General features: G+C 40.6%; 24 protein-coding genes and 6 pseudogenes. 19 read left to right on the top strand and 11 right to left on the bottom strand.

Features of this window, described 5'->3' with window-relative positions:
• Window positions 1–118: 118 nt before the first annotated feature.
• Complete coding sequence (locus ACP69Y_RS15630) at window positions 119–334, bottom strand: hypothetical protein (RefSeq protein ID WP_425919376.1); 216 nt, start codon at window positions 332–334, stop codon at window positions 119–121.
• 4 nt (window positions 335–338) lie between these two features.
• Window positions 339–581 carry a hypothetical protein gene (locus tag ACP69Y_RS15625; RefSeq protein ID WP_425919375.1) on the bottom strand — a complete coding sequence of 81 codons (243 nt, stop codon included), beginning with the start codon at window positions 579–581 and terminating at the stop codon, window positions 339–341.
• A gap of 2 nt (window positions 582–583) precedes the next feature.
• Here ACP69Y_RS15625 and ACP69Y_RS15620 point away from each other — a divergent pair.
• Window positions 584–784, top strand: a pseudogene (locus tag ACP69Y_RS15620) (hypothetical protein); the annotation flags it as partial.
• Between the two features lie 89 nt (window positions 785–873).
• Window positions 874–1,029: pseudogene (locus ACP69Y_RS15615) on the top strand (ISNCY family transposase); the annotation flags it as partial.
• 108 nt (window positions 1,030–1,137) lie between these two features.
• Here the strand turns inward: ACP69Y_RS15615 and ACP69Y_RS15610 are convergent.
• Both ACP69Y_RS15610 and ACP69Y_RS15605 read right to left on the bottom strand, forming a co-directional pair.
• Complete coding sequence (locus ACP69Y_RS15610) at window positions 1,138–1,425, bottom strand: hypothetical protein (RefSeq protein ID WP_425919374.1); 288 nt, start codon at window positions 1,423–1,425, stop codon at window positions 1,138–1,140.
• Window positions 1,426–1,427: 2 nt separating this feature from the next.
• Window positions 1,428–1,760, bottom strand: a pseudogene (locus tag ACP69Y_RS15605) (AAA family ATPase); the annotation flags it as partial.
• A gap of 61 nt (window positions 1,761–1,821) precedes the next feature.
• On the opposite strand from ACP69Y_RS15605, the gene ACP69Y_RS15600 reads away from it, so the two are divergent.
• Together ACP69Y_RS15600 and ACP69Y_RS15595 are read left to right on the top strand one after the other, a co-directional pair.
• A complete protein-coding gene (locus tag ACP69Y_RS15600; protein WP_425919373.1) occupies window positions 1,822–2,526 on the top strand; it encodes an IS6 family transposase in 705 nt (234 codons plus the stop codon).
• Window positions 2,527–2,636: 110 nt separating this feature from the next.
• Entirely contained in the window at window positions 2,637–3,581 is a 945-nt protein-coding gene (locus ACP69Y_RS15595) for a sensor domain-containing diguanylate cyclase (RefSeq protein WP_425919372.1), read from the top strand.
• Window positions 3,582–3,992: 411 nt separating this feature from the next.
• On the opposite strand, the pseudogene ACP69Y_RS15590 reads toward ACP69Y_RS15595, so the two are convergent.
• From ACP69Y_RS15590 to ACP69Y_RS15580, 3 genes and pseudogenes are all read right to left on the bottom strand, one after another.
• Window positions 3,993–4,647 (bottom strand): annotated as a pseudogene (locus ACP69Y_RS15590) (IS6 family transposase).
• A gap of 278 nt (window positions 4,648–4,925) precedes the next feature.
• Entirely contained in the window at window positions 4,926–6,305 is a 1,380-nt protein-coding gene (locus ACP69Y_RS15585; RefSeq protein ID WP_425919371.1) for a heavy metal sensor histidine kinase, read from the bottom strand.
• On the bottom strand, window positions 6,302–6,973 hold the full coding sequence (locus ACP69Y_RS15580) for a heavy metal response regulator transcription factor (RefSeq protein ID WP_425919370.1): 672 nt from the start codon (window positions 6,971–6,973) through the stop codon (window positions 6,302–6,304). The genes ACP69Y_RS15585 and ACP69Y_RS15580 overlap by 4 nt, the downstream gene beginning before the upstream one ends.
• Before the next feature lie 174 nt (window positions 6,974–7,147).
• Here ACP69Y_RS15580 and ACP69Y_RS15575 point away from each other — a divergent pair, with 174 nt between their 5' ends.
• The 11 genes and pseudogenes from ACP69Y_RS15575 to ACP69Y_RS15525 all read left to right on the top strand — a co-directional run bounded on the left by ACP69Y_RS15575 (window position 7,148) and on the right by ACP69Y_RS15525 (window position 16,765).
• Window positions 7,148–7,591, top strand: a complete 444-nt coding sequence (locus ACP69Y_RS15575) for a GlcG/HbpS family heme-binding protein (RefSeq protein WP_425919369.1) — start codon at window positions 7,148–7,150, stop codon at window positions 7,589–7,591.
• 39 nt (window positions 7,592–7,630) lie between these two features.
• Complete coding sequence (gene uraH, locus ACP69Y_RS15570; RefSeq protein WP_425919367.1) at window positions 7,631–8,029, top strand: hydroxyisourate hydrolase; 399 nt, start codon at window positions 7,631–7,633, stop codon at window positions 8,027–8,029.
• A gap of 129 nt (window positions 8,030–8,158) precedes the next feature.
• Window positions 8,159–8,474 (top strand): annotated as a pseudogene (locus ACP69Y_RS15565) (NUDIX domain-containing protein); the annotation flags it as partial.
• 99 nt (window positions 8,475–8,573) lie between these two features.
• Window positions 8,574–9,125, top strand: a complete 552-nt coding sequence (locus ACP69Y_RS15560) for a lipocalin family protein (protein WP_425919366.1) — start codon at window positions 8,574–8,576, stop codon at window positions 9,123–9,125.
• A gap of 140 nt (window positions 9,126–9,265) precedes the next feature.
• Window positions 9,266–10,249: an acyl-CoA desaturase gene (locus tag ACP69Y_RS15555; RefSeq protein WP_425919365.1), complete on the top strand. Its 984-nt coding sequence runs from the start codon at window positions 9,266–9,268 to the stop codon at window positions 10,247–10,249.
• Complete coding sequence (locus ACP69Y_RS15550; RefSeq protein ID WP_425919364.1) at window positions 10,249–11,535, top strand: NAD(P)/FAD-dependent oxidoreductase; 1,287 nt, start codon at window positions 10,249–10,251, stop codon at window positions 11,533–11,535. The genes ACP69Y_RS15555 and ACP69Y_RS15550 overlap by 1 nt, the downstream gene beginning before the upstream one ends.
• A 9-nt stretch (window positions 11,536–11,544) precedes the next feature.
• Window positions 11,545–12,339, top strand: a complete 795-nt coding sequence (locus ACP69Y_RS15545; protein WP_425919363.1) for a DUF1365 domain-containing protein — start codon at window positions 11,545–11,547, stop codon at window positions 12,337–12,339.
• A complete protein-coding gene (locus tag ACP69Y_RS15540) occupies window positions 12,336–13,532 on the top strand; it encodes an SAM-dependent methyltransferase (RefSeq protein WP_131218380.1) in 1,197 nt (398 codons plus the stop codon). Before ACP69Y_RS15545 ends, ACP69Y_RS15540 begins: the two co-directional genes overlap by 4 nt.
• Window positions 13,533–13,559: 27 nt before the next feature.
• Window positions 13,560–14,339 carry a DUF1295 domain-containing protein gene (locus tag ACP69Y_RS15535; protein WP_425919362.1) on the top strand — a complete coding sequence of 260 codons (780 nt, stop codon included), beginning with the start codon at window positions 13,560–13,562 and terminating at the stop codon, window positions 14,337–14,339.
• A gap of 8 nt (window positions 14,340–14,347) precedes the next feature.
• On the top strand, window positions 14,348–15,397 hold the full coding sequence (locus tag ACP69Y_RS15530) for an SAM-dependent methyltransferase (RefSeq protein WP_425919361.1): 1,050 nt from the start codon (window positions 14,348–14,350) through the stop codon (window positions 15,395–15,397).
• A 45-nt stretch (window positions 15,398–15,442) separates the two neighbouring features.
• Window positions 15,443–16,765, top strand: coding sequence for a sensor histidine kinase (locus ACP69Y_RS15525; protein WP_425919360.1), 1,323 nt, complete (start codon window positions 15,443–15,445; stop codon window positions 16,763–16,765).
• A 5-nt stretch (window positions 16,766–16,770) separates the two neighbouring features.
• On the opposite strand, the gene ACP69Y_RS15520 is transcribed toward ACP69Y_RS15525, so the two are convergent.
• The 3 genes from ACP69Y_RS15520 to ACP69Y_RS15510 are packed head-to-tail and all read right to left on the bottom strand — an operon-like array spanning window position 16,771 to window position 18,523.
• Window positions 16,771–17,457: a response regulator transcription factor gene (locus tag ACP69Y_RS15520; protein ID WP_425919359.1), complete on the bottom strand. Its 687-nt coding sequence runs from the start codon at window positions 17,455–17,457 to the stop codon at window positions 16,771–16,773.
• A gap of 17 nt (window positions 17,458–17,474) precedes the next feature.
• Entirely contained in the window at window positions 17,475–17,975 is a 501-nt protein-coding gene (locus ACP69Y_RS15515) for a chalcone isomerase family protein (protein ID WP_425919358.1), read from the bottom strand.
• Complete coding sequence (locus ACP69Y_RS15510; protein ID WP_425919387.1) at window positions 17,945–18,523, bottom strand: nuclear transport factor 2 family protein; 579 nt, start codon at window positions 18,521–18,523, stop codon at window positions 17,945–17,947. Before ACP69Y_RS15510 ends, ACP69Y_RS15515 begins: the two co-directional genes overlap by 31 nt.
• 270 nt (window positions 18,524–18,793) lie before the next feature.
• On the opposite strand from ACP69Y_RS15510, the gene ACP69Y_RS15505 reads away from it, so the two are divergent.
• Window positions 18,794–19,189, top strand: a complete 396-nt coding sequence (locus ACP69Y_RS15505) for a DUF6088 family protein (protein ID WP_425919357.1) — start codon at window positions 18,794–18,796, stop codon at window positions 19,187–19,189.
• Entirely contained in the window at window positions 19,182–20,129 is a 948-nt protein-coding gene (locus ACP69Y_RS15500) for a nucleotidyl transferase AbiEii/AbiGii toxin family protein (RefSeq protein ID WP_425919356.1), read from the top strand. Before ACP69Y_RS15505 ends, ACP69Y_RS15500 begins: the two co-directional genes overlap by 8 nt.
• 963 nt (window positions 20,130–21,092) lie before the next feature.
• Here ACP69Y_RS15500 and ACP69Y_RS15495 read toward each other — a convergent pair.
• Window positions 21,093–21,840 (bottom strand): annotated as a pseudogene (locus ACP69Y_RS15495) (IS5 family transposase).
• 96 nt (window positions 21,841–21,936) lie between these two features.
• On the opposite strand from ACP69Y_RS15495, the gene ACP69Y_RS15490 reads away from it, so the two are divergent.
• Together ACP69Y_RS15490 and ACP69Y_RS15485 are read left to right on the top strand one after the other, a co-directional pair.
• A complete protein-coding gene (locus ACP69Y_RS15490) occupies window positions 21,937–22,098 on the top strand; it encodes a hypothetical protein (protein WP_425919355.1) in 162 nt (53 codons plus the stop codon).
• Window positions 22,099–22,247: 149 nt separating this feature from the next.
• On the top strand, window positions 22,248–22,568 hold the full coding sequence (locus ACP69Y_RS15485) for a hypothetical protein (protein WP_425919354.1): 321 nt from the start codon (window positions 22,248–22,250) through the stop codon (window positions 22,566–22,568).
• Window positions 22,569–22,685 lie beyond the last annotated feature (117 nt).

Here is a 22,685-nt window from a genome sequence, read left to right as displayed (position 1 = left end):
TTCTTTAAAAATCTTAATCATCATCTAAGAATGCGGTTCTATCGGCCTCTCTAGATACGTTGAATGAACTTCGTAAGAAGGATTAAATAGTCAGTTCACAAAATTGAACCTCTATGCCTTAAAAAGAAGGGCCTTCATAACTATGATCTTGCTCTCTTTTCTGTTCAGCTTTTTGTAAAACTTCTGGTTTTGGCTCTTGGTAATCGTTAAGAGATTGCCTCTTCAATAAAAATGCATGTACCGTCTGAACATCTTTCAGCACATACTGAAGATCTTGATTCACTTCATGACTCAGATCTGACAATAGCTGGGCGATCATCTGTAGATTAGTCACTCGATCAAATCCTGTTTTCTGTACAACCTCTATATACGCTAAAAAAATCTTCGCGGATTAAAGCTGGAGATTGTTCCGTATCTGTGTCTCTTAAGGCTTGAATCATCTGATCTTTCAGTTGCTGCATTTTTTCCAAAGCTCGTTCACGTAACACCTCTCGATCATTTTTCGCTGGTGATAAGGCATAGTACTCAGCGCGTAAAAGGTCTTTTTGGCACACATCATTGATCTGTACAGATGGCTTCATTAGTTCTGGCCCATATCCAGCAACAGCATGAAGAGTTGGAAAAACAAAATAAACGTTCCCGTCTCAAGAAAAGTATGCCGAGTCATAAAGCTCAGAAAGCTGTTATTGAACAAAGGAATTTAAATCCTGGGCTTGAGACTCTTGCAGTTAAAAACAGGACATTTAAAATGGTTTATCGCATAGACATTTTAATTGGTGAATAACAGAAATATAAGCCCCAAATAGAAATGTCCGCTTTTAGAATATGCACTTTTGCGATTATCGAAGCGGACGATTTGATATGTTGGTGTTTATGTCGGATAAAGAACTTAAACGATTATCGGTCTTGCAAGAAGTCTGTGATCAATACATCATCCAGTCCCAGGCTGCTCAGCTACTTCATATTTCAGAACGTCAGATCAGGTTCTTACTGCAGAAATACAAAGCTCCAAGCCCAGCTGCATTAGCCTGTATCTTTATCTGGTTGCCGTTATGAAATGTCAACAGACTCTAATCTACGAAAATACTTTTGGAAGCAGTTTTTAAAAAAGTTACGTAACTTAATTAATTAAGGAAGTTATTGATTAACAATCTCTTTAATTTCTTCTGGACTTTTGGAAGCCAGATTTTCTAATGCAATTCTTACAATACTTGATCTGTTAACACGAGCATTTTGGCTTTTGACTATCAGATCATCAATTAACTGATTAACCTCATCATTCAAAGAAAATGTACATCTAACAAATTTTTTTTCCTTCGTTTCTAAAGCTCTTACCCTTTTTTCAGCCCCCGATATGAATACTTCCGCTAATTGTTCTTCCGGAGATATTTCAACTTTCTTTTTTAAACCGTTTAATCCAGCCATGATTAAATTCCTAAAAATTCATTAGCAATATTTTTAATCTCTGCTTTTGCTTTTGGATCACTATTTACTTCAAAAACAGAAAGGCCATTTTCATCAGCATCATCATAGACATTTCTATTAGTTGTAATTGCATTTAACGCATTTATACCAAATGATTTACATGCATCTTTCGCATCTAAAATTCTCTGAACTTGTGATGGTAACGTCGGACATTGTGTAATAATTGCTCTTGCAATCAGATCTGGATTAACTGTTTTAGCTAATTTTAAAACTTGTTCCATATGTGCTAATGTTTTTAAATCCCTACGCTTTGGTCTAAAAGGCAATAACATAGGCACTGTTGCAAATAGGCTGCCATGATAAGCTAAATATCTTATTTATTTCGAGATACAGCAGATGAATCCCTTCCACGGTCGGCACTTTCAAGGTGAAATCATTCTTTGGGCTGTTCGTTGGTATTGTAAATATGGCATCAGCTATCGTGAACTTCAAGAAATGCTCGCTGAACGAGGCGTAAATGTGGATCACAGTACAATTTATCGTTGGGTTCAGCGTTATGCTCCAGAAATGGAAAAACGGTTACGCTGGTATTGGCGTAATCCTACAGATTTACATTCATGGCATATGGATGAGACTTATATCAAAGTGAAGGGGCGATGGACTTACCTGTATCGTGCAGTTGATCAACGTGGTCATACGATTGACTTTTACCTTTCCGCTAGACGAAACAGTAAATCAGCCTATTGTTTTCTAGGAAAGATTTTCAATACGGTGAAAAAATGGCAAATTCCACGGGTCATCAATACAGATAAAGCAGCGACCTATGGCCAGGCTTTATCACGGTTAAAGCGAGAAGGAAAATGTCCAGTAGATATTGAGCACAGGCAGATTAAGTATAAAAATAACGTGATTGAATGTGATCATGGCAAGCTAAAGCGGATCATCAGGGCCACATTAGGATTCAAATCGATAAAGACGGCTTATGCCACAATTAAAGGTATTGAAGTGATGCGTGCATTACGCAAAGGACAAGCATCATTATTTTATAACGGTCATGCTTTAGGTGAAGTGTATCTCGTGAATAGAGTTTTCGGAATTTAAGTGTAATTAACGTAGAAAAAGATAATTTAATTTCCTATTTGCAACAGTGCCGCATAAATTTTATTAATGCGCTAATGAACATTGGATTTTTAGAACTACAAGTTGATTAGATGAATAGTATAAACTTTAAAAATTTTGAAGAAGCAGGCCAAGATATTTTGCAGTTTCTTTATAACCGCTTCGGATTTGATTTATGGATGATTACCCGGGTAGAAGGCAAAGACTGGATCGTATTGCAAAGTGAAGACCATGGTTATGATGTGAAACCAGGACAAGTTTTTCAATGGGCAGATTCCTTTTGCTCTCATATGGTTAAAGGAGATGCACCGAAAATTTCTCCTCGTTGTGAAGATATTCCTTTATATGCTACGGCACCGATTAGCCAACAAGTCAGTATTAAATCCTATATTGGTCAGCCCATCCTTAATGAAGACGGTAGCCTGTTTGGTACACTATGTGCTATTGATCCTCATCCAAAATCTGAAACCATCACTCAAGATATTGCAATAATCGAATTACTCGGCAACTTACTGAGTAAAATTCTTCAAGCCGAACTTCGTCAAAACCAACAAGTTCATGAAGTTAAGCGTTTAAAGAAAAAAGCTTTCAGAGATGGCTTAACGGGATTATATAACCGTCGTGCCTGGGATGAGTTAATCGGTAAAGAGGAAGAGCGTTGTAAGCGTTATGGTCATCCTGCTGCGGTGTTTTTTATTGATATTAATAATTTAAAGCAAGTAAACGATAACTTGGGGCATGTTGTAGGAGATCAAGTCATTCAACAGGCTGCCCATGTGTTAAGTGATAGTGTCCGTAGCAATGATATTGTGGCTCGTTTGGGCGGTGATGAATTTGCCATTCTAAGCAGGGAAAATAATAAGGCCGGTGCAGAAAGACTTTTAAACAGAATCATAGATGCTTTTACACATACAAAAATTAGTATAGCGATTGGTTTTTCTATGCGTCAACCGAGCTGTGGACTGCTTTTAGCAGCGGAACAAGCAGATAAAAAGATGTTTGAATATAAACGTAAAATTAAATCGGAATGCTTTTAGATAAATGATTAGAGTATGCAAACACTTGTTTCTAAATAATAGATCTCTTTCATAATTCAAAAATGATCTTCTTTTTGATTGATATTCGTACCTCAGATTTCTTAGCACTCGGGCATAATCTGCGGATGAAATACATCGATTCAAAGCAGCTTTCTGCCCTAAAGTTCAGGCGATACACAGGCATTTCATGGTCAACCTTCTATCTAATGGTTGAGCAATTAAACAAGCATGTTAGAACTAGAGAAAAGCTATAGTGGCAAGAAAAAGAAGCATGCATTTAAAGTATAGACCATGATTTACTATAAAACGACACTGTTGCAAATAGAGATTTGATTCGTTGATGTGCCCTTTAAAAAGTGCTTAGAGATCGAAAACTCTATTCATTAGATACACTTCACCCTGAGGCTGACCCTAATAAAATGACAAAGCTTGTCCTTTACGTAGTGCACGCATGACTTCAATACCTTTAATTGTGGCAAAAGTCGTTTTTCATAGATTTGAGAATCCTAACGTGGCCCTGATGATCCGCTTTAGCTTGCCATGATCACATTCGATCACGTTATTTTTGTACTTAATTTGCCTGTGCTCAAGGTCTGGTGGACATTTTCCTTCCCGTTTTAACCGTGACAACGCACCTCCATATGTGGATACTTTATCCGTGTTAATAAATCGCGTAATTTGCCACTTCTTCATATTATTTAAAATTTTTCCAAGAAAATAATATGCTGATTTGGTATTACGTCTAGAAGAAAGATAAAAATCAATCGTATAGCCACGTTGATCAACTGCACGATACAGATAAGCCCATCGACCGCTAACTTTCACATAGGTTTCATCAATATGCCATGAGCTCAGATCTGTAGGATTACGCCAGTACCAGCAACCACTTTTCTATTTCAGGAGCATAACGTTGAATCCAACGATAAATAGTGGTGTGATCAACATTCACGCCACGTTCGACCAACCTTTCCTGAAGTTCACGATAGCTAATGCCATGTTTACAATACCAGCGCACAGCCCAAAGAATGATTTCACCCTGAAAATGCCGACCAGGGAAGGGATTCATATACTGAACCTTCAGCTAAAAGAGCATTCAGCTTACTATTAGTGGTTATTTGCAACAGTGCCAGTTTTCAGCTTTGACCAGTCAGCATGGGGCGATACATAGCGAAAAGTAAATTTAGTTTGGCGATTGAATTTTACTTTCTCGCTATTTGTTGCACAGCAAATGTCAACAGAGCCTAGTTTGGTGGTCCCGATGTATAAAAAATATTCTCAATAAGAGATTAATTAAATATAAGATTTAAATATTTTTGAAATAAAAGAGGGCGGTTCATATTTGAGCTATCTTTTCTTTTCAGGTAATGACAGACTGAATACGATCCCATCTTCAGTATTTTCAGCGCTTGCTTGCCCACCATGTAATTGCATAATAGAGTTGACAATAGCTAGTCCTAATCCACCCGTGTGTGCTTTTTCATGCCGGCTATCATCGACTTGATAAAAGCGTTCAAACAAATGGGACAGATGTTGTTCTGCAATCCATACTTTGGGCGTCAGAACTTCAATTCGAATCATGTGGTTTAATTCTTTGGCTCGTAGCATAATTTCACTATTCGCTTCACCATGTGCAATTGAATTACTGAGTAGATTTGCCAGTGCACGTTCTATTAATAATTGATTTGCAATCAGTTCCAACTCTGGTGCAACTTCAAGTTTAAAATGAATGTTTCTTTCATCAGCGAGAAAACTGAAGTATTCAACTAAGCCTTGCAGCATGTAATATACATTGAAGCATTGTTTTTCAACCACATAATCACCATGTTCTACGCGAGCAATGAACAACATACTTTCGATCATTTGGTTCAGACGCTCATACTCTTCTAAATTTGAGTACAGCACATTTTCTAATTCATGCAGCTCTCGTGGCCGTGAAAGTAGAATTTGTGTTTGTCCCATCAAATTGTTTAATGGCGTTCTCAGTTCATGGGAAATGTCTTCAGAAAAACGTGCCAGTTGCTGATAAGCAGATTGAATTCTTGCCAGCATCGCATTCATGGCTTGACTGAGTTCATGTACTTCAAGTGTGTTACTTTGAATTTCAATACGTTGATTAGACTGCGTTACACCGATTTTTGTCGTAGCATGTATCAGTTTTCGCATCGAATTTAGAATATAGCGGCCGGCAAGCCAGGCCATCAGTGTCGAGCATAAAATCCCGAGAACGCTGTATAAAGCCAGTTTTGACCGATATTCAGCAAGGACATTTTGCCCTTCAGCCAGTTGTTTACCAGCAATCAGTTGATAACGATCAGCATTGAATTCTAATTGCTTGAAGGCTAGTCGTGTCGAAGGATTATTTGCTTGATTATCTTGAAACTGGAGTGAAGATGAAAATGCTAAGTCGGGAATATGCACTTTTAATGGATTGATTTGAATGAGTTTGCCATTTTGATTTCGTAAAAGAAGTAAGTTGTCTTCTTGCCCTAGCATGTTTTCGTAGAGCTTAGGATGTTTGACCAATAGCTCAAAACTTTGTGCATCTTCCAGAAAAATTTCAATCCGTTCAATCCGTGCTGCTAATGCCTGATCCTGCTGGGTTTGGATCATGTTTTTCATATTGTGATAGGACAATAGGGCAACGCTGCAAAATACCACGCAGGAGACCAGACAAAAAGCGATACTTAATAGGGTGGTTAGGTTTAATCGGATGGTTTTTTTCATGGCAGCTCATCAAGTTTATATCCCATACCACGTACCGTATGAATCAGTCTGGGACTAAAATGATCATCAATTTTGCTGCGTAGTCTGCGAATAGCAACGTCTACTACATTGGTATCTGTATTAAAATTAATATTCCATACCATGGATGCAATTTGACTGCGGGTCATGACTTGACCTTGATGCTCCATCAACAGTTGCAATAGCGCAAATTCTTTCTGACTCAGCTCAATTTTTTGTCCATCACGCTGCACTTCATGTTTTAAACGGTTCAATACCAAATTAGACACTTGATAAGCCTCTTGTTCCATTCGTGGGACACGACGCAGTAGACTTTTGATCCTTGCCAGTAATTCAATATAAGAAAAAGGTTTGCTGAGATAGTCATCTGCACCAAGCTCAAACCCTTTGACGCGATCCAGCACATGATCACGTGCCGTGAGCATGAGTACAGGAATTTGACTAAAGGTTCTGAGGGTTTGTAATACCTGCCATCCATCAAGGTCAGGCAACATCACATCCAGTAAGGCAAGGTCAAACTTCTGTTGTTGTAAAGACGATAGGGCTTCAACCCCATTTCTTGCGATAGCGGTGCTGTACCCCGATTCATTCAGTCCCTTTGCCAGATAGTCAGCAATTTTGACTTCATCTTCAATAATTAAGATATGCATCTCAGTAGTTTATCTTCTTTTAAACAGATTTAGATTACAAATCGGTAATCTGATTGTCATGCCGAGTTGCATCATTTCTTTCTAAGATATGTCCAAGATCAATTGAAACACATTGCCACAATGAACTCTTTCTTTATAAAAAAGTCTCTCGCTGTACTGAGTGTCTCATTTTTAATGAACGCTTTTGCACATGCCGATTTAAAAACAGGCTACATCATGCCACTCGAAACTGCACAATTGATGGCTAAAAATGTCATGCATGCTTGTCAGTTGGAGGCGAAACCTGCTGCTGTGGTTGTGCTCGATCAGGGTGGCAATGTACTGATTAGTCAACGTCATGAGTCTGTTGGCATTCATAACTTGATTGCGGCACAACGTAAGGCATTTACGGCGTATTCGACCAAAACCAATAGCCTGGATTTTATGCGTAATGCGCAGAAAAACCCGGATGCGCAGAACTTGAACAGTCTACCCGAATTGCTCTTGCTCGGCGGGGGCGTGCCGGTTGTTTATAAAAATCAGCTTTTAGGTGCAGTCGGTGTCGCAGGTGCCGGTGGCTCAGTTCAAGATCATCAATGTGCGAAAAAAGGCATAGAAACAACCTTAAATACCCTTTAAATCAATTAACACTATTACTATTTGTTGGAGTCAATTTATATGAAAAAGTCAGTTTTATTTGCCGGTAGTTTATTTATTTCAAGTTGGGCAATGGCTCAAAACCCTTTGAGTGTGCACGTCCTGAACTTAGAAAATGGTTTGCCATCCTCCGATGTGAAAGTCACTTTGGAAGAACAGAAAAATGGTCAATGGGTTCAGATTTCAGAAGCTAAAACCAATCAACAGGGTCGTATCACCGCATTATTTCCAGAAAATAAGCCCTTCAATACAGCCCTATATAAAGTCACGTTTAAAACAGGCGACTGGTTTAAGCAAAATAACCAAAAGACTTTCTTTCCTGAAGTGCCTGTTATTTTTCAAGTCGATGGTTCAGTCAAACATTACCATATTCCACTCCTGTTGAGTCCTTATGGTTACTCAACCTATCGTGGAAATTAAACCAATTATAGCGCAGGGCTAATCTTATAAAGTTCGAGCTCTGCGCACTTTAATATTTTAAGCGCTGTGAATACCACCGATTTTGTAGACACTCTTTAGTTCGATAAAACGGCTAATTAACGGGGGGTTTACACTCGGTATCCAAGAGTTAATCCCTGGGTCATTACCATCATTACCCGCGGGACGGAGGAAGTTCACTGGCGAAAATGCCCGCAATACAACCCAAATATACAGTCTAATTGTCGGGTTGGTGGAGGTGGGCGAAACGTTTGGGAAGTTATGCGTCGTGAAACTCTGGAGAAAGGGGCTTCAGGTCAAAAACATTCAATATCGGGCATCCAGCCATGACCTGTTCCGAGCAACCTGATAATCGCATTTAAAGCTGAATATCATGCCGGCAACATTCGAAATTCAAATACAGGAGAATGAACTGAGTGATGCTCAGTAAGCTTTAATCCGACCTTCTGAATTTTACGCTCTGCTCTTCACACTTTTTTCACTTCAGTTGCACTATCTTAATGACAGAATCAATTAAGGCTTAAAAATGAATACTCTATTAAAGTCAATTGCGGGTACGGCACTGGCGATCATCAGCTTAAACTTATCTGTCACTGCTCAGGCGGAAACGACTGCACCCCAAGCGGTAGATAAAGTCGATATTCAACAGTATGCAGGTAAGTGGTATGAAATTGCACATTTACCGATGTATTTTCAACGTAAGTGTGTTGCCGATATTGCAGCTCAATACAGTGTAAACGCTGATAAAACGATGGGTGTTTTAAATAGCTGCCGTACTGCAAACGGTGAAATGATCCGTTCCGAAGGTGTTGCCTATCCGCAGAATGAAGGCAATAGTAAACTTAAGGTGAGCTTTTTACCTAAAGGCCTAAGATGGTTGCCATTTACTAAAGGTCATTATTGGGTATTACGCATTGACCCTGAGTATAAGGTTGCACTGGTGGGTGGGCCAAGCGACAAATACTTATGGATCTTGTCTCGTGAGCCTCAGATAGAGGAGGCAACTTATCAATCTTATCTGCAAACAGCACAACAGTATGGCTATGACATCAGCAAGTTAGTCAAAATGCCGCATTAACCTTAAAGAAAGCCCTTTGCCGAACTGCTAATCTCTCCTTTCACAGTTCGGCTTTTTTTATTCTGCTTCACATAAAATTGATATCAATGCGATTAAACTGCTTGAAAGAAAATAGAATATTTTGCAATTAGGATAAATCCATGTTGAACAGTCTGATGCGATGGGTTGATAGTTGGTCTATGCCTGGGCAGGCAGAAACGATTACGGCTGAAAATACTCAAATCCAGTGGCTTCGCATCTTGCCGTTTATTCTGTTGCACCTTGCTTGCTTAGCGGGGTTTTGGGTTGGGGTATCCTGGTTCGCAATTGGTTTTATGCTGGTCTTTTATCTGATTCGCATGTTTTCAATTACTGCATTTTTTCATCGCTACTTGTCGCATAAGACCTTTCAGACTTCACGTGTGATGCAATTTATTTTTGTATTACTCGGCACGATGAGTGCACAGCGTGGACCGCTATGGTGGGCAGCACATCACCGTTATCATCACCGTTATACCGACACCATCCAAGACCCACATTCATCCACACATGGGTTTTGGTACAGTCATGTGGGCTGGTTTCTGAATGAATATAACTTTGCTACCCGTAAAGAAGTGATTAAAGATTGGCTCAAATACCCTGAACTGATCTGGCTGGACCGTTTTAGTCTAATTGTGGTACTGCTCACTGCAAGTGGCATTTATGCACTGGGAGAATGGCTTGCCATGAGCTATCCTCAACTGGGCACGTCGGGTCTACAGCTGCTGGTATGGGGGTTTGTGATATCCACCGTTTTACTGACGCATGCCACCTTATGTATTAATTCACTGGCCCATCACTATGGCAGCCGTGACTTCGAGACAGAGGATCAAAGCCGCAATAATTTATTTTTGTCTATTATTACCTTAGGTGAAGGTTGGCACAACAATCATCACTATTATGCCGGCAGTACCCGTCAGGGTTTCTACTGGTGGCAAATTGATGTGACCTATTACATTTTAAAAATCATGTCTTGGTTCGGACTGGTCTGGGGTTTGAAACCGATTCCATCACGTGTGTATGAGGTCAGCAAAATTGCGCAAGCCAGAAAACAGAAAAAAACAGCAAAAAAAGGCGCTCAAAATATTCAATCTGGGGAATCATAATGAAAATTGCAATTATTGGCTCAGGTATTTCTGGGCTGTATGCCGCGTGGAAACTGGGCAAAGTGCATGAAGTTACCGTATTTGAAAAGAACAATTATTTTGGTGGGCATACCGATACCCATCAGCTCAATATAGATGGGCAGCAAGTCGCAGTTGATAGTGGTTTTATTGTCTTTAATGAACATAACTATCCATTGTTTTGTGCAATGCTGAAAGAGCTCGGCATACCCTCACAAAGTAGTGATATGGGCTTTTCCGTCAACAATCAGGTCACAGGGCTGCAATACAATCCTTCCAAAAAATCCTCTTTACTGCGACGACCACAAAACTTCCTGAAATCTGACTTTCGCATGATGCTGTCCGATCTGTTCAGGTTCTATGCAGCCAATAAGGATCTGAATGTTGAACAGATCGACGCAGGGCTCAGTATTGATGAATATTTAAATCAACATGCTTATTCGGAGGCCTTTCGTCAAGAGCATCTGTACCCGATGTGCGGCGCGCTGTGGTCTTGTCCGGTCGAGCAGGCTGGGCAGATTCCGTATAAATTTGTGGTGAGTTTTTTTCAGCATCATCGCATGTTGCAACTCAAGGACCGTCCATTATGGCAAACCGTGAAAGGCGGTTCAGCATGCTATGTCCGTGCGATCCAGAGGCAGGCCAACCACATTAGCTTCCGAAAGATCGGGGTTGAATCTGTATCACGTACCGCAAATGATATCTTGATTGAAACCAAACAGGGCACTGAACGCTTTGACTGGGTGGTCTTTGCCAGCCATGCCGATGATAGCCTGAAGTTACTCAAAGACCCTTCCACACGGGAACAGGAGGTATTAGGTAATTTTCGTTATCAGGCTAACCGTATGGTGGTGCACTCGGATATCAGCATTATGCCAAAATCCATGCATCAGTGGGCAAGCTGGCATGTACACGTCACCTCGAGTCAGGCATCCGAGCACACGCCGTTCCAAAATAGTGGTGTTCATTATGGCTTTAGTTACTGGATGAACAAGCTACAAAACCTCAACTGCAACACTCAAATCTTGGCCACACTCAATCCAAATTTTGCCATTGATCCGAAAAAGATATGGGTAGAACGACATTACCGTCATCCGGTATTTGATGCTAAAGCCATTGAGGCGCAAAGCCATTGGGCCGAGGTGAATGGTCAAAATCGCACCTCCTACTGCGGTGCTTACTGGGGATGGGGCTTCCATGAAGATGGGGCTCGCAGTGCCTCATGGGTGGTGGATCATTTGCTAAAAAAGGCTGGCCAAGCCGCTTAGGAGAGTCAGATGCGTATGTATCCACTGGCTGTTGCTTCTGCACAGATTCGCCATCGCCGTTATTTACCCAAATCGCATGAGTTTAGCGCACAACTGACTTACTTATGGTTTGATCCCGATCAAATTAAAACATTTTCCCAAAAATCCTGGCTCTGGTCCTCTAGCCGCTGGAATTTTCTGACTCTGGATGAGCGGGATTTTCTGGACATGGAATGTGGCTCGATTCGGCAGAAAATTTCCCGTCTGCTGATCAAACAAGAAAACTATCGATTAACCCATGCCGATGCAATACGGGTCTTAGCTTTACCGCGCACACTCGGTTTTCGTTTTAATTCGGTGGTGTTTTACCTGGTCTTTGATGCGACCGAGCAGCCCCTGTTTGTGCTCAGTGAAATTACCAATACACCGTGGAATGAACGTAAAGTCTATATCCATGATTGCAGGAAAAATGCAGTGGTACATGCACCATATCGGACGCATCAGTTCGACTTTCAAAAAGCCTTTCATGTATCGCCGTTTATGCCAATGGCGTTGGATTACCGCTGGCGCTTCAGCTTTTCCGATCAGCAGAATGTGATCCATATGCAGTTATTTGAGCAAAATGTACTGCAATTTGATGCGACCATAAATTTTAGCCTGCAGAGCATCACAAATCCTTCACAGCAGCATCGTTATGCTGTGTTTAAAGTCTTCGAACCCTTCAAGATGGTCATGGGAATCTATCTTAATGCCTTTCGTTTATGGAAGAAAAAAATTCCGTTTTACCCAAATCCTAAAAAAGATAAAGGAAATACATTGCTATGAAAACATTGTTAATGGGAGAGCTGAGCACACTACCTGTGGTACTGCGGCATTTACTGAAATTGCAGCATGGTCAGCTGATCTTTAAAGGGGTCTGGAACGGAATAGTGGGGGAAAGCAGTGACTTACATGCAGTGATTCAGGTACATGACACACGTCTCATGGATTTACTGTTCAGAAATGGGGTTCTGGGTGCAGCGGAAGGCTTTATTCTGGGTTACTGGAGCAGTGATGATCTGGTCAAGGTGATCCAGATTTTGGCGCGCAACCGCGATGTGCTGGACCGAATGAATCAGAATGCTGTGGTTAAGGCCAGCCAGTTCTTTTTAAAGACTTGGTATAAATCACGTAAGAATTCAATTGATGGCAGCCGTAAAAACATTGCCGAGCATTATGACCTGAGCAATGAATTTTTTAAGCTGTTCCTCGATTCCAGCATGATGTATTCAAGTGCCGTGTTTAAAGAGCCAAGCATGAGCCTGGAACAAGCATCAGACTATAAAAAAGAGTTGATCTGCCAGAAACTGCAGCTTCAGCCGATGGATCATCTGGTTGAAATCGGCAGTGGCTGGGGTGGTTTTGCCATTTATGCAGCCCAGCATTATGGCTGTAAAGTCACCACCATCACCATATCCAAGGCCCAGTATGAAGAAGCTGTGGCCCGGGTGATAGCATCGGGACTGTCGCATCGGGTCGATGTACAGCTGAAAGATTATCGGCTGCTAGAAGGTAAATACGACAAACTGGTCTCGATTGAAATGATTGAAGCCGTGGGCGAACAGTATTTACCGACCTATTTTAATAAATGCCGTCAGCTGTTGAAACCGAATGGTTTGGCACTAATTCAAGCGATTACCATTGAAGATGCACGTTATGAAAAATCCCTAAATACCATCGACTATATTAAGCGTTATATTTTCCCGGGAAGTTTTATTCCGTGTATCAGTGTGATGACTCAGGTGGCATCAGCACAAAAACTGCGTCTAAAGCAGCTTGATGATATTGGGCAAAGCTATGCAGACACCTTGAGTTGCTGGCGTCAGCGTTTTCTGGCACAGCGGGATGAAGTATTGCAACTTGGCTTCGATGAAAAATTTATACGCATGTGGGATTTTTACCTGTGTTATTGCGAAGGTGGCTTTAGAGAAGGTGTCATCAGTGATGTACACCTGCTGTTTGAAGCCAGTGCTTACTGAGTACCAATAAAATAGGGGGATACTGAGATGCTGCTTAATTTATTTTTAGTCAATATTTTTATTATGCTATGCAGCTGGATACTGGTCACCTATAACAAGCGTGCGGGACTGGTCGACGTTAGCTGGAGCTTTAGTATTGCACTGAATGTGATTGTAGCGGCTTGGGTAGTGGAAGAGGCCCCTGTGCTGGTACGGGTGTTTCTGGGACTGGCAAGTGGTATCTGGTTTTTAAGACTGAGCTGGCATCTGCTGCGTCGTTATGCCAATGAAACCAAGGAAGATACCCGTTATGCCAATATGCGCCGGGCTATGGGAGATTATCAGCATTTGGGGTTTTTGGCATTTTTCATCTTTCAGGCAGGTTTAGTGTTGCTGTTTTCCTATCCCATGCTGGAACTGCTGAGTATTCCAGCACAGCAGTGGAATGGATGGACAGTCGCTGCCGTTATTCTGGCTGCGATGATCATGCTGGTCGCATTGATCGGTGAGACGACTGCCGACCAGCAACTGTATCGTTTTAAGCTTGATCCACATAATCAAGGTAAAACAATGGATCAGGGTTTATGGAAATATTCACGCCATCCTAATTATTTTTTTGAATGGCTACACTGGTTTGCCTATCCAATATTAGGTTTAGCAGCAGGACTGTATGGACTTTGGGTTTATCCAATTTTGATGTGGCTGTTTTTGTACTACATCACCGGTATCCCATTTAGTGAACAACAGGCCCTAGCGCACCGTGGCGACAACTACAAAGATTATCAAAGACGAACCTCAATTTTTATTCCGTGGCAACCCAAAAAGTAGGTACACAGATGGATTTTATTATTCAACCCACCTTAAAACTGATTGAAAGTGGCAAAGTGCCCGATCAGGCGATTCGAGCAGCGATCCGCCATTTAAGTAAAAAACGCTTGGCACAAGAAGGGCGTTTTGATCCAGCTCTGGCGGCACAGCGCTATATGGATGTGTTGCAGATGCTTAAACACAGTGACATTGCAATTGAAACCGACAAAGCCAATGAGCAGCATTATGAGCTACCGACCGAATTCTTTCAGGCGGTACTCGGGAAGCGTTTAAAATATAGCGCAAGTTTATTTAACAGCAATAAAACCACGCTTGATCAAGCTGAAGAATTGGCTCTGGCAAGCTATTGTGAGCGGGCTCAATTACAAGATGGGCAGGATATTCTTGAAATTGGTTGTGGCTGGGGCTCCTTGAGTCTGTGGATGGCAGAGCACTATCCAAACGCAAATATTACTGTCGTGTCTAACTCGGCCACACAACGCGCATACATTCAGGAACAGGCACGGTTAAAACAGTTTGATAATCTGAATGTGATCACCTGTGATGTAAATGTACTTGAGTTGGCCGCTGAATCTTTTGACCGGGTGGTTTCTGTTGAAATGTTCGAGCATGTGCGTAACTATCAGAAGCTGTTTGAGAAAATTAGCACATGGCTAAAGCCAGAGGGCTTACTGTGGTGTCATATTTTCTGTCATCGTTTCCTGCATTATCCATTCGACGTCAAGAATGAGTTTGACTGGATGTCGAAGTATTTCTTCAGTGGCGGGTTAATGCCGGCGGCATCGACATTCTTGCATTTTCAGGATCATTTACAATTAGAACAGCATTGGCAATGGTCAGGTACCGCTTATGAGCGTACTGCAAATGCCTGGCTTGAAAATATGGACTGCAACGTAAATACGCTAAAACCTGTATTTGAAAAAACTTATGGTAAAGACGCGGCTGCCTGGTGGCAACGCTGGCGGATTTTCTTTATGGCTTGTGCTGAATTATTTGGCTATGAAAAAGGCCAAGAGTGGGTCATTGGACACTTCTTGTTTAACAAGAAAGTTCTATAATACTTTCATAGCGTTTAAATTAAAGATCAAGTAAGAGATGAGTTTATGTTTAAGCTGTTTCGAGACAAACGTGCTCATCCCTTAGGTGAGGTATTTAATCGTTATTATTGGTTGCAAATCGGTCTAATCGCCATGTCAGTCGTGATTGGCATTGGCTGTAGTGCCTGGGTCATTAAGGGCACTTTACTGAAAACCGCACTCGAACAGGAAATGTCACATTATTGGGAACGTTTGGAGCGTGATCCAAATGCAGAGCTTCCCGATACCAAGAACCTGTATGGCTATCGCTGGGATAGCAAAGCACCCGCGAAATTGCAAAATATGCAACTGCATGAAGGCGTAAGTCGTCATTTTATCGATGGCAAGGAGCGTATGACAGTCTATGGCGAGCGCAATGGACAGCATGTGTTTCTGGTTTTTGGTGAGAGTAATGTCAATAAACTGATCTGGCTGTTTGGACTTGCCCCCTTAATGGTGAGTCTATTTGTCTTGTACAGCCTGCTGTGGTGGTGGAACCGTCGTGCGCGGCGCTATTTTTCTCCGATTACTCGTCTGGCCAATGCACTGGAAAATATTGACTGGGAACATCAGAGCAAAGAAGCTTCGCCGTTTCAGGACATTAGCACCGATGCCAATATGGAAGCAGAGTATCTTAAACAGGCGCTGGAAAAATATCATCAGGTATTGAGTGAATTTATTAACCGTGAACGTGAGTTTACCGGTGATGTCAGTCATGAGCTCAGAACGCCATTAACCATCTTAAAAGGCAATGTACAGCTGTGTCAGACCCGTTATGGTGACAATAAATCCTTTACCCGCTTGCAAAATACCATCGAAGACATGCAGCTTTTGGTCGACACCTTATTGGCCATCGCACGTAACACCACCAATACCTTAACCGATGAAAATACCATGTTGTCGAATCTGCTGGATGAACTGGTGCAAGATTTAAACCCTGTCAGCCATGCCAAAGGTATACAAATTGATTTGCAAAAAGACCTGGATGAGCAGGTCCGTAAAATCTATCCATCGATGACCAAAATGGTATTTAGTAATATTTTACGTAATGCATTGAACTATTCTCAAGGTTCCGAAATTGATGTAGTTTTACAAAAAAATAAGGTACTCATTGCGGATAATGGTATCGGGATTCATTTACCCAACGATGCCAAAGTACAAGAGCTCTCAAATCGTCAGTTACAACTGCAGGTGAAAGGGCATGGTATTGGCCTGCAATTGGTGCAAAAGCTCTGTACGCAATTGGGCTGGCGTGTGGAATTATTTGACCGTCAGTACTATATCAGCACCCATCAGGATGTGAATTTAAGTCCGACCACAGGTTTAATTGTGGTCGTCTATTTGAATTAGGGCTGCTAAGGTTCTAATGAGACTTTGAGGCCCACACCGGAAACCGTATGAATGAGTTTTTGTTCAAACGGTTTGTCGACTGTTTTGCGTAAGTTATAAATATGACTGCGCAGCGCATCACTTTCAGGCTCTTCATCGCCCCAAAGCTCCATCATGATTTCCTGTTTGGTCATGACTTTGGGGGAATTACGCATCAGAAGTTTGAGTAGTTTAAACTGAATCGGGGGCAGTTCAATGGTTTGACCGGAACGGCTTAAATGCTGACGTGCAGGATCTAAAATCAAATCATGAATTTTGATCTGACTATTTGATACTTCGCCGAGTGAGCGTTTAATTAAGGCTTGGACGCGCATCACCAATTCATTAAAGTCAAAAGGCTTAACTAAATAATCATCTGTGCCTGATTTAAAGCCTTTGAGTTTGTCATCCAAAGTATCGCGTGCGGTCAGCATCAGTACTGGAATATCCATGCCTTGCTGGTTACGTAGCCACTCGCACAGCTCATAACCCGAGCCATCCGGCAGATTAATGTCCAGAAGCAGCACATGATAGGGACGCTGCTTAAGTAAATGACGTGCGGCATCTAAATTCCGGGCATGATCGACCACGAAGTCATGCTCTTCCAGGAACTCGCACAAGGTAGAGGCAAGTTCATAGTGATCTTCAACCATAAGCACAAAATGTTTAGACATAACCATGGCTTCTTAAATTAATTTAACAGTTGTTGCTTCAACTTAGCACTAAATGGAACGTTACCGAGCCAAATATTAAAATATTGCTGGGCTTGAGCATCTTGAATACGCCCGAGCACTCGCTGATTCAGGGAAAGTATTAATGTTTTGCTCGAATGCACATAACTGAGACGATAAAAGTCGCCTTTTTTGACTGGACGATATAACGCCGTCACTTGATGCAAAGCCGAGCTTTCATTATAGCCATTGATGTTCTTTTTTAAAAAATGTGTTGCTGCACGTTTAAACGCCCATTCCGGAATATTTTGACTATAGGCAAAATCCATTTGCATGCTTTGGCCTTGCCATGTTTGGGCACAGTTTTCCGCATAATAGTTGGCTGTGCCGACCTGCTTTTGTCCGACCAGTAGTTCGCCTGTACTACATTTCAGCAGTTTATTGGCAGAAGCCAATGGACTAATCACACATGTCATTAACACGCTCAAACTTAAGGTGATTTTTTGAATGGCAGTACCCATGAATATGCACCTCCTACATAAGGCAATGCACGGTATAGGCCATTTGCCGGATCCCAGAAGTCTTGCTGGAAAACAATTTTATTGTTGTCATTAACCTTTATTTCACTAATACCATAAGAGGCCATAGAACGTGTGCTGCCAAACATTTTAAAATCATAGGCCATATGCCAATGCACATAGGCAGAATCATGATAATAAGACGTATTTAATAGCTTCACGGTGACATTGCTAACGCGTTTATTCATACCTTTGAAGTGCTCAACCAAGTCACTACGCGATGAAAATTGTGACAAAGTATCATTAATAAACAGCTGGTCTGCATACAGAGAACTGGCTTTTTCTACAAATTCTGGCGTACCCAGAGTATTAAAGGTAGAGGTAAATCGCGTCCCAATCTCTAGGGCTTTGGCATCATCGAGTTTTATACCTTGGATGCTGGTGCGAGCCTGACTGTACTCTGAGGAATAGCTGGGAATACTTTTGCAGCCTGATATATACAGCAATGGCAGCGTAAGGGCTGCTGCTATCATTTTTTTAGCGTGTTTCATCATTCTGTCCATCTTCAATCTTATTTTGCTACTTTAGACAGGGTGTCGTGAATAGAATGTGAAGATGAAACGCGGTTGATAGAACAGAATACGGATTATGTGAAACTATGTGTCGTTCAATCACAAACTATGCATCGCAAATGACAAATCTTATTTCACCTGACATTTATCCATATTCTCAGCCATTATAATGTCGTATTTTTGCTCGACAAAATGTTGTATTTTTGCTAGTTTAAAGGTATCTGAAAACTGATGTAGAAGGGAGATGCGATGACAATTAAAGCCAAAATGCAAATGCGCATCAAACGCTCAAAACGTTATGTTTTTATGCGTGATGATTTTAATGACATTGCGAATTATGACCAAATTGGAAGAGTTCTGCGAAACTTAGTTCAAGAAGGTGAGCTAATCAAAGTGGGTTATGGTATTTATACCAAAGCAAGAAAAAATCACATTACGGGTAAAGTAATGCCAGCCTGTCCAGAAGGCGCGGATGCAGTAATTTTAGAGGCATTAAAAAGATTGGATGTGCAGGTTACGTTAGGTGAGGCTACGGAAAAATATTTATCTGGTCAATCCACCCAGATTCCAGCCTTTACTCAAATTAAAACTCCGCGTCGTTTTACACGCCAATTGTCTGTAGGTCGCAGCCAAATTAATGCCTGATCTAAGAAATCTGTTTGCAGATGTCGCTGACGCGCTGGGCATTGGTGCAACTTCTATTGTTGAAAAAGATTACTATGTTGTCGAGTTATTGAGACTATTACAGCCTCTAGAATTTGAAACGCATGATTTGGTTTTTGCTGGGGGAACTTCTTTAGCTAAAGCAAATATTCAGTTAAATAGGATGTCCGAAGATGTTGATATTAAAATAGTTCCCAAACCGGATATTGGATTAAGTCGCTCTAAAGCTAAAGTTGTACGTAAACAATTGCTTCATCAAGTCCAAGACAAAATTTCTCAATCTGATCTCTTTAACATTGAAGAGGAACCAGTTGTTTGGGATGAATATCGTTATATCGAATTATTAATTCGATATCCTCAGCATTTCAATCAAGCTCCCTGTTTACGACCATTCATTAAATTGGAATTAGTTGAAACAGACTTGCTTGAGCCTTTTGAATCTAGAAATATCACTTCGTTTATGTATGACTTGGCTAAAGAAGGGAAGCCCGTCGATGCTTTTCCCTCCGTCACAATTATCAGTACCAGTATCGAGAAGTTGATAGCAATTTTAAGGCGCACAGCAGCCTTGGCTAGAAATGCTGAAAGAGCTGATGATGAATCATTAGTTCGACATGTGTATGACTACTTTAAAATTACCTATGGTAAACCACAAGATTTTGTTTATTTAGGGCACTTAGCTACTAAAGTTATAAAAACTGATATTGAGCGTTATGGTGGTCAGCATACTCTTATGGTTGAAGACCCAATTGCTGAATTGTTATTTGGTTTAAATGAATTAAGTCGTAACCCACTATATAAAGCCAGGTTTAATAATTTTGTCGTTCCTATGGTATTCGGGGGTGAACAGATAACATGGCAGCAAGCCTATTCACATTTCCATGATTCAGTACAACAGATTTTCACTAAATTAGATCTATAAATATGGACAAGTAAGTAGCTCAAGTGCAATAGATTATTTATTTACAATCACTTTTATTACAACTAAATTTATCAAACTTTTTCAGAGTTTTTTCTTTGAACTCATCACTCATCACTCATCACTCATCACTCATCACTCATCACTCATCACTCATCACTCATCACTCATCACTCATCACTCATCACTCATCACTCATCACTCATCACTCATCACTCATCAACAATACCATTGTTCTGATACTCATCAAGCAGTATGGATATGATTAAATTACTTCTTAGTAAGTTGTTCAGAGATACAAAATGTTGATCCACCTAAAGTTGAATTTCTTAAACCTTTTCCTGAATCTTCTTATGAGTTAGCCTGCATATTACTGAATAAGTCGACCACCCATTCCTGTTCGTGGTCTACCAGTTATTTTATCCAAGTAGGCCCCTTATCAGTCACAACTCCTAATTCGATTGGTGTGGGTCAAATCAGACGATAGTTCCGAATCGGAACTTATGGACAACACCAAAGTCAACAGGCATACAGATTAAGGTGAAATAAAATGATTCGGATCTGGTTTGCAGTTATTGTCGTACTGGTTTTTGCAGCAATATATTTGGTGTTTAGAATAGTATTGAATTACCAATTACGCCGAGAGAGATTAATATTGGAAGAAGGAACTAAGAAACGTTAGAAAGATCTTAGACATTTTAAAAACCAAACCTATAGTGTTAGATCAAGAGGCAATTAAAATAGCGGCTGAAGAATTTATGCAGGCTTTATTATATTGGAAATCTGAGAGGAAAGTTAGGGAAACTGCCGCTCTCTATAGACCTGAATGGGTGAGCAAGCAATTCTAGACTCTATTGAATGGAATGAAAGTCTTATTGACCCAATAATAAAAGTATATCGACCTGTTTATGATGTCGCAATTCAGAGAGAAATCGATCAACCATTTGCTTTATCTAGGGCGTGTCATCAATTAAGCCAAATTATAGTTGAAGCAAGATAGATTGCTGACAAGAAGTTCTGAGCCAATTTGTCATAGCGCGTTGCAATACCTCGATACTGCTTGAGCTTGGCAAAGAAGTTCTCGATTAAATGTCTGGCCTTATAAAGATGATGGTCATAAGCACGCTGCTCAATCGCATTACTTTTGGACGGCATCACAACTTGACCATTGTCTTTATGAATCGGATCGATCACCCGATCCTGAGAATTGTAAGCTTTATCCATAAGCCAAGTTTGGCTTATGGATAAGTCCAGTAGCACATCAGCACCACTTAAGTCATGGGTCTGTCCAGCAGTGAGATGGAATCCTGTAGAATTGCCTAAAGCATCAGTACGGGCATGAATTTTGGTGCTTAAGCTACCTTTACTACGTCCGATTGCCTGATCTTTTTTTTCCAGCACTGTGTGGATGAGCACGCACAATGGTTGAGTCCAGCATGGCATATTCATTATCACTATCATGTGATAGTACTTCAAAAACTCTCTGCCACACACCTGTTTTAGCCCAACGGCTAAAACGAGTATGTATGACTCTAAAATCACCAAAGCGTTCTGGTAAGTCTCGCCATGGGATACCTGAACGGTACCGATAAAGTACTGCTTCAACAAATAATCGGTTGTCTTTTGCAGTTACTCCAACAGTGCCTTTCCGTCCAGGTAACAGATCTTTAATCTGTTCCCATTGATCATCTCGTAATGCATAACGTTTCGTCATAAAAATGATAATAAGGAATCGTCAGATTTTATCAACCTAATTGATGACAGACCCTAGTTATATTCATTCTTTTTTATGGGTTTTTATTGGAGTGAAGTGGATTATCTTGAAATTGATAAGCCATTGAAAAAATTAAGTGAATTAATGAGAGGTGGGTTATCCCACGAGGAATTCTGGGAAACAGATTATTATACAAAGCATCTTGTACCTAAAAAAGTACAAGAACGTATGAAAGAACTAAGAAAAATAGAAAAATAGAAAAATAGAAAAATAGAAAAATAGAAAAATAGAAAAATATTAATTTTATAACTTCTTTAATAGCACTTAATCAAAGAAATTATAGTGGTCTATCCGCTTGCATATCCAAAGCGTCTGGATCATGTGCTTATTACTGCTCGGAGAATGTAATGCATACGTCTAAAGTAAAAATCTTAGGTGCTAAGGCTGTTGATTTCAAACCTGATGACGGTTCAAACCGTCATTACGATCATGTTGCGCTTTATTGTGAGATTCCAATGGATCTTTCACAAGGTACAGCAATCGGTAACGGTTGTGAGACTTTCAACTGGCAGGATTCTTCAAACATTGCATTGTTGCGTCAATTCAAACAAAAAGACTTTCCAATTACTGCCGATATTACTTTCGATATGGTCACAACTGGTAAGTCCATCAAATACGTGGTTATGGATGTTCAGTTGCCACAAGTACCAGCTAAAACACTTGCTTAACTAATATAAAGCCTTTGTATATCAAATGCTTAATTTAAATATGTTATTCACCAATTAAAATGTCTATGCGATAAACCATTTAAAATGTCCTGTTTTTAACCACAAGAGTCAAGCACA

This window comes from Acinetobacter sp. TSRC1-2 (genome assembly GCF_049895885.1).
Lineage (GTDB): Bacteria > Pseudomonadota > Gammaproteobacteria > Pseudomonadales > Moraxellaceae > Acinetobacter.
Note: the sequence above shows the minus strand (reverse complement) of the source record. Positions and strands in the feature narration are given on the sequence as shown.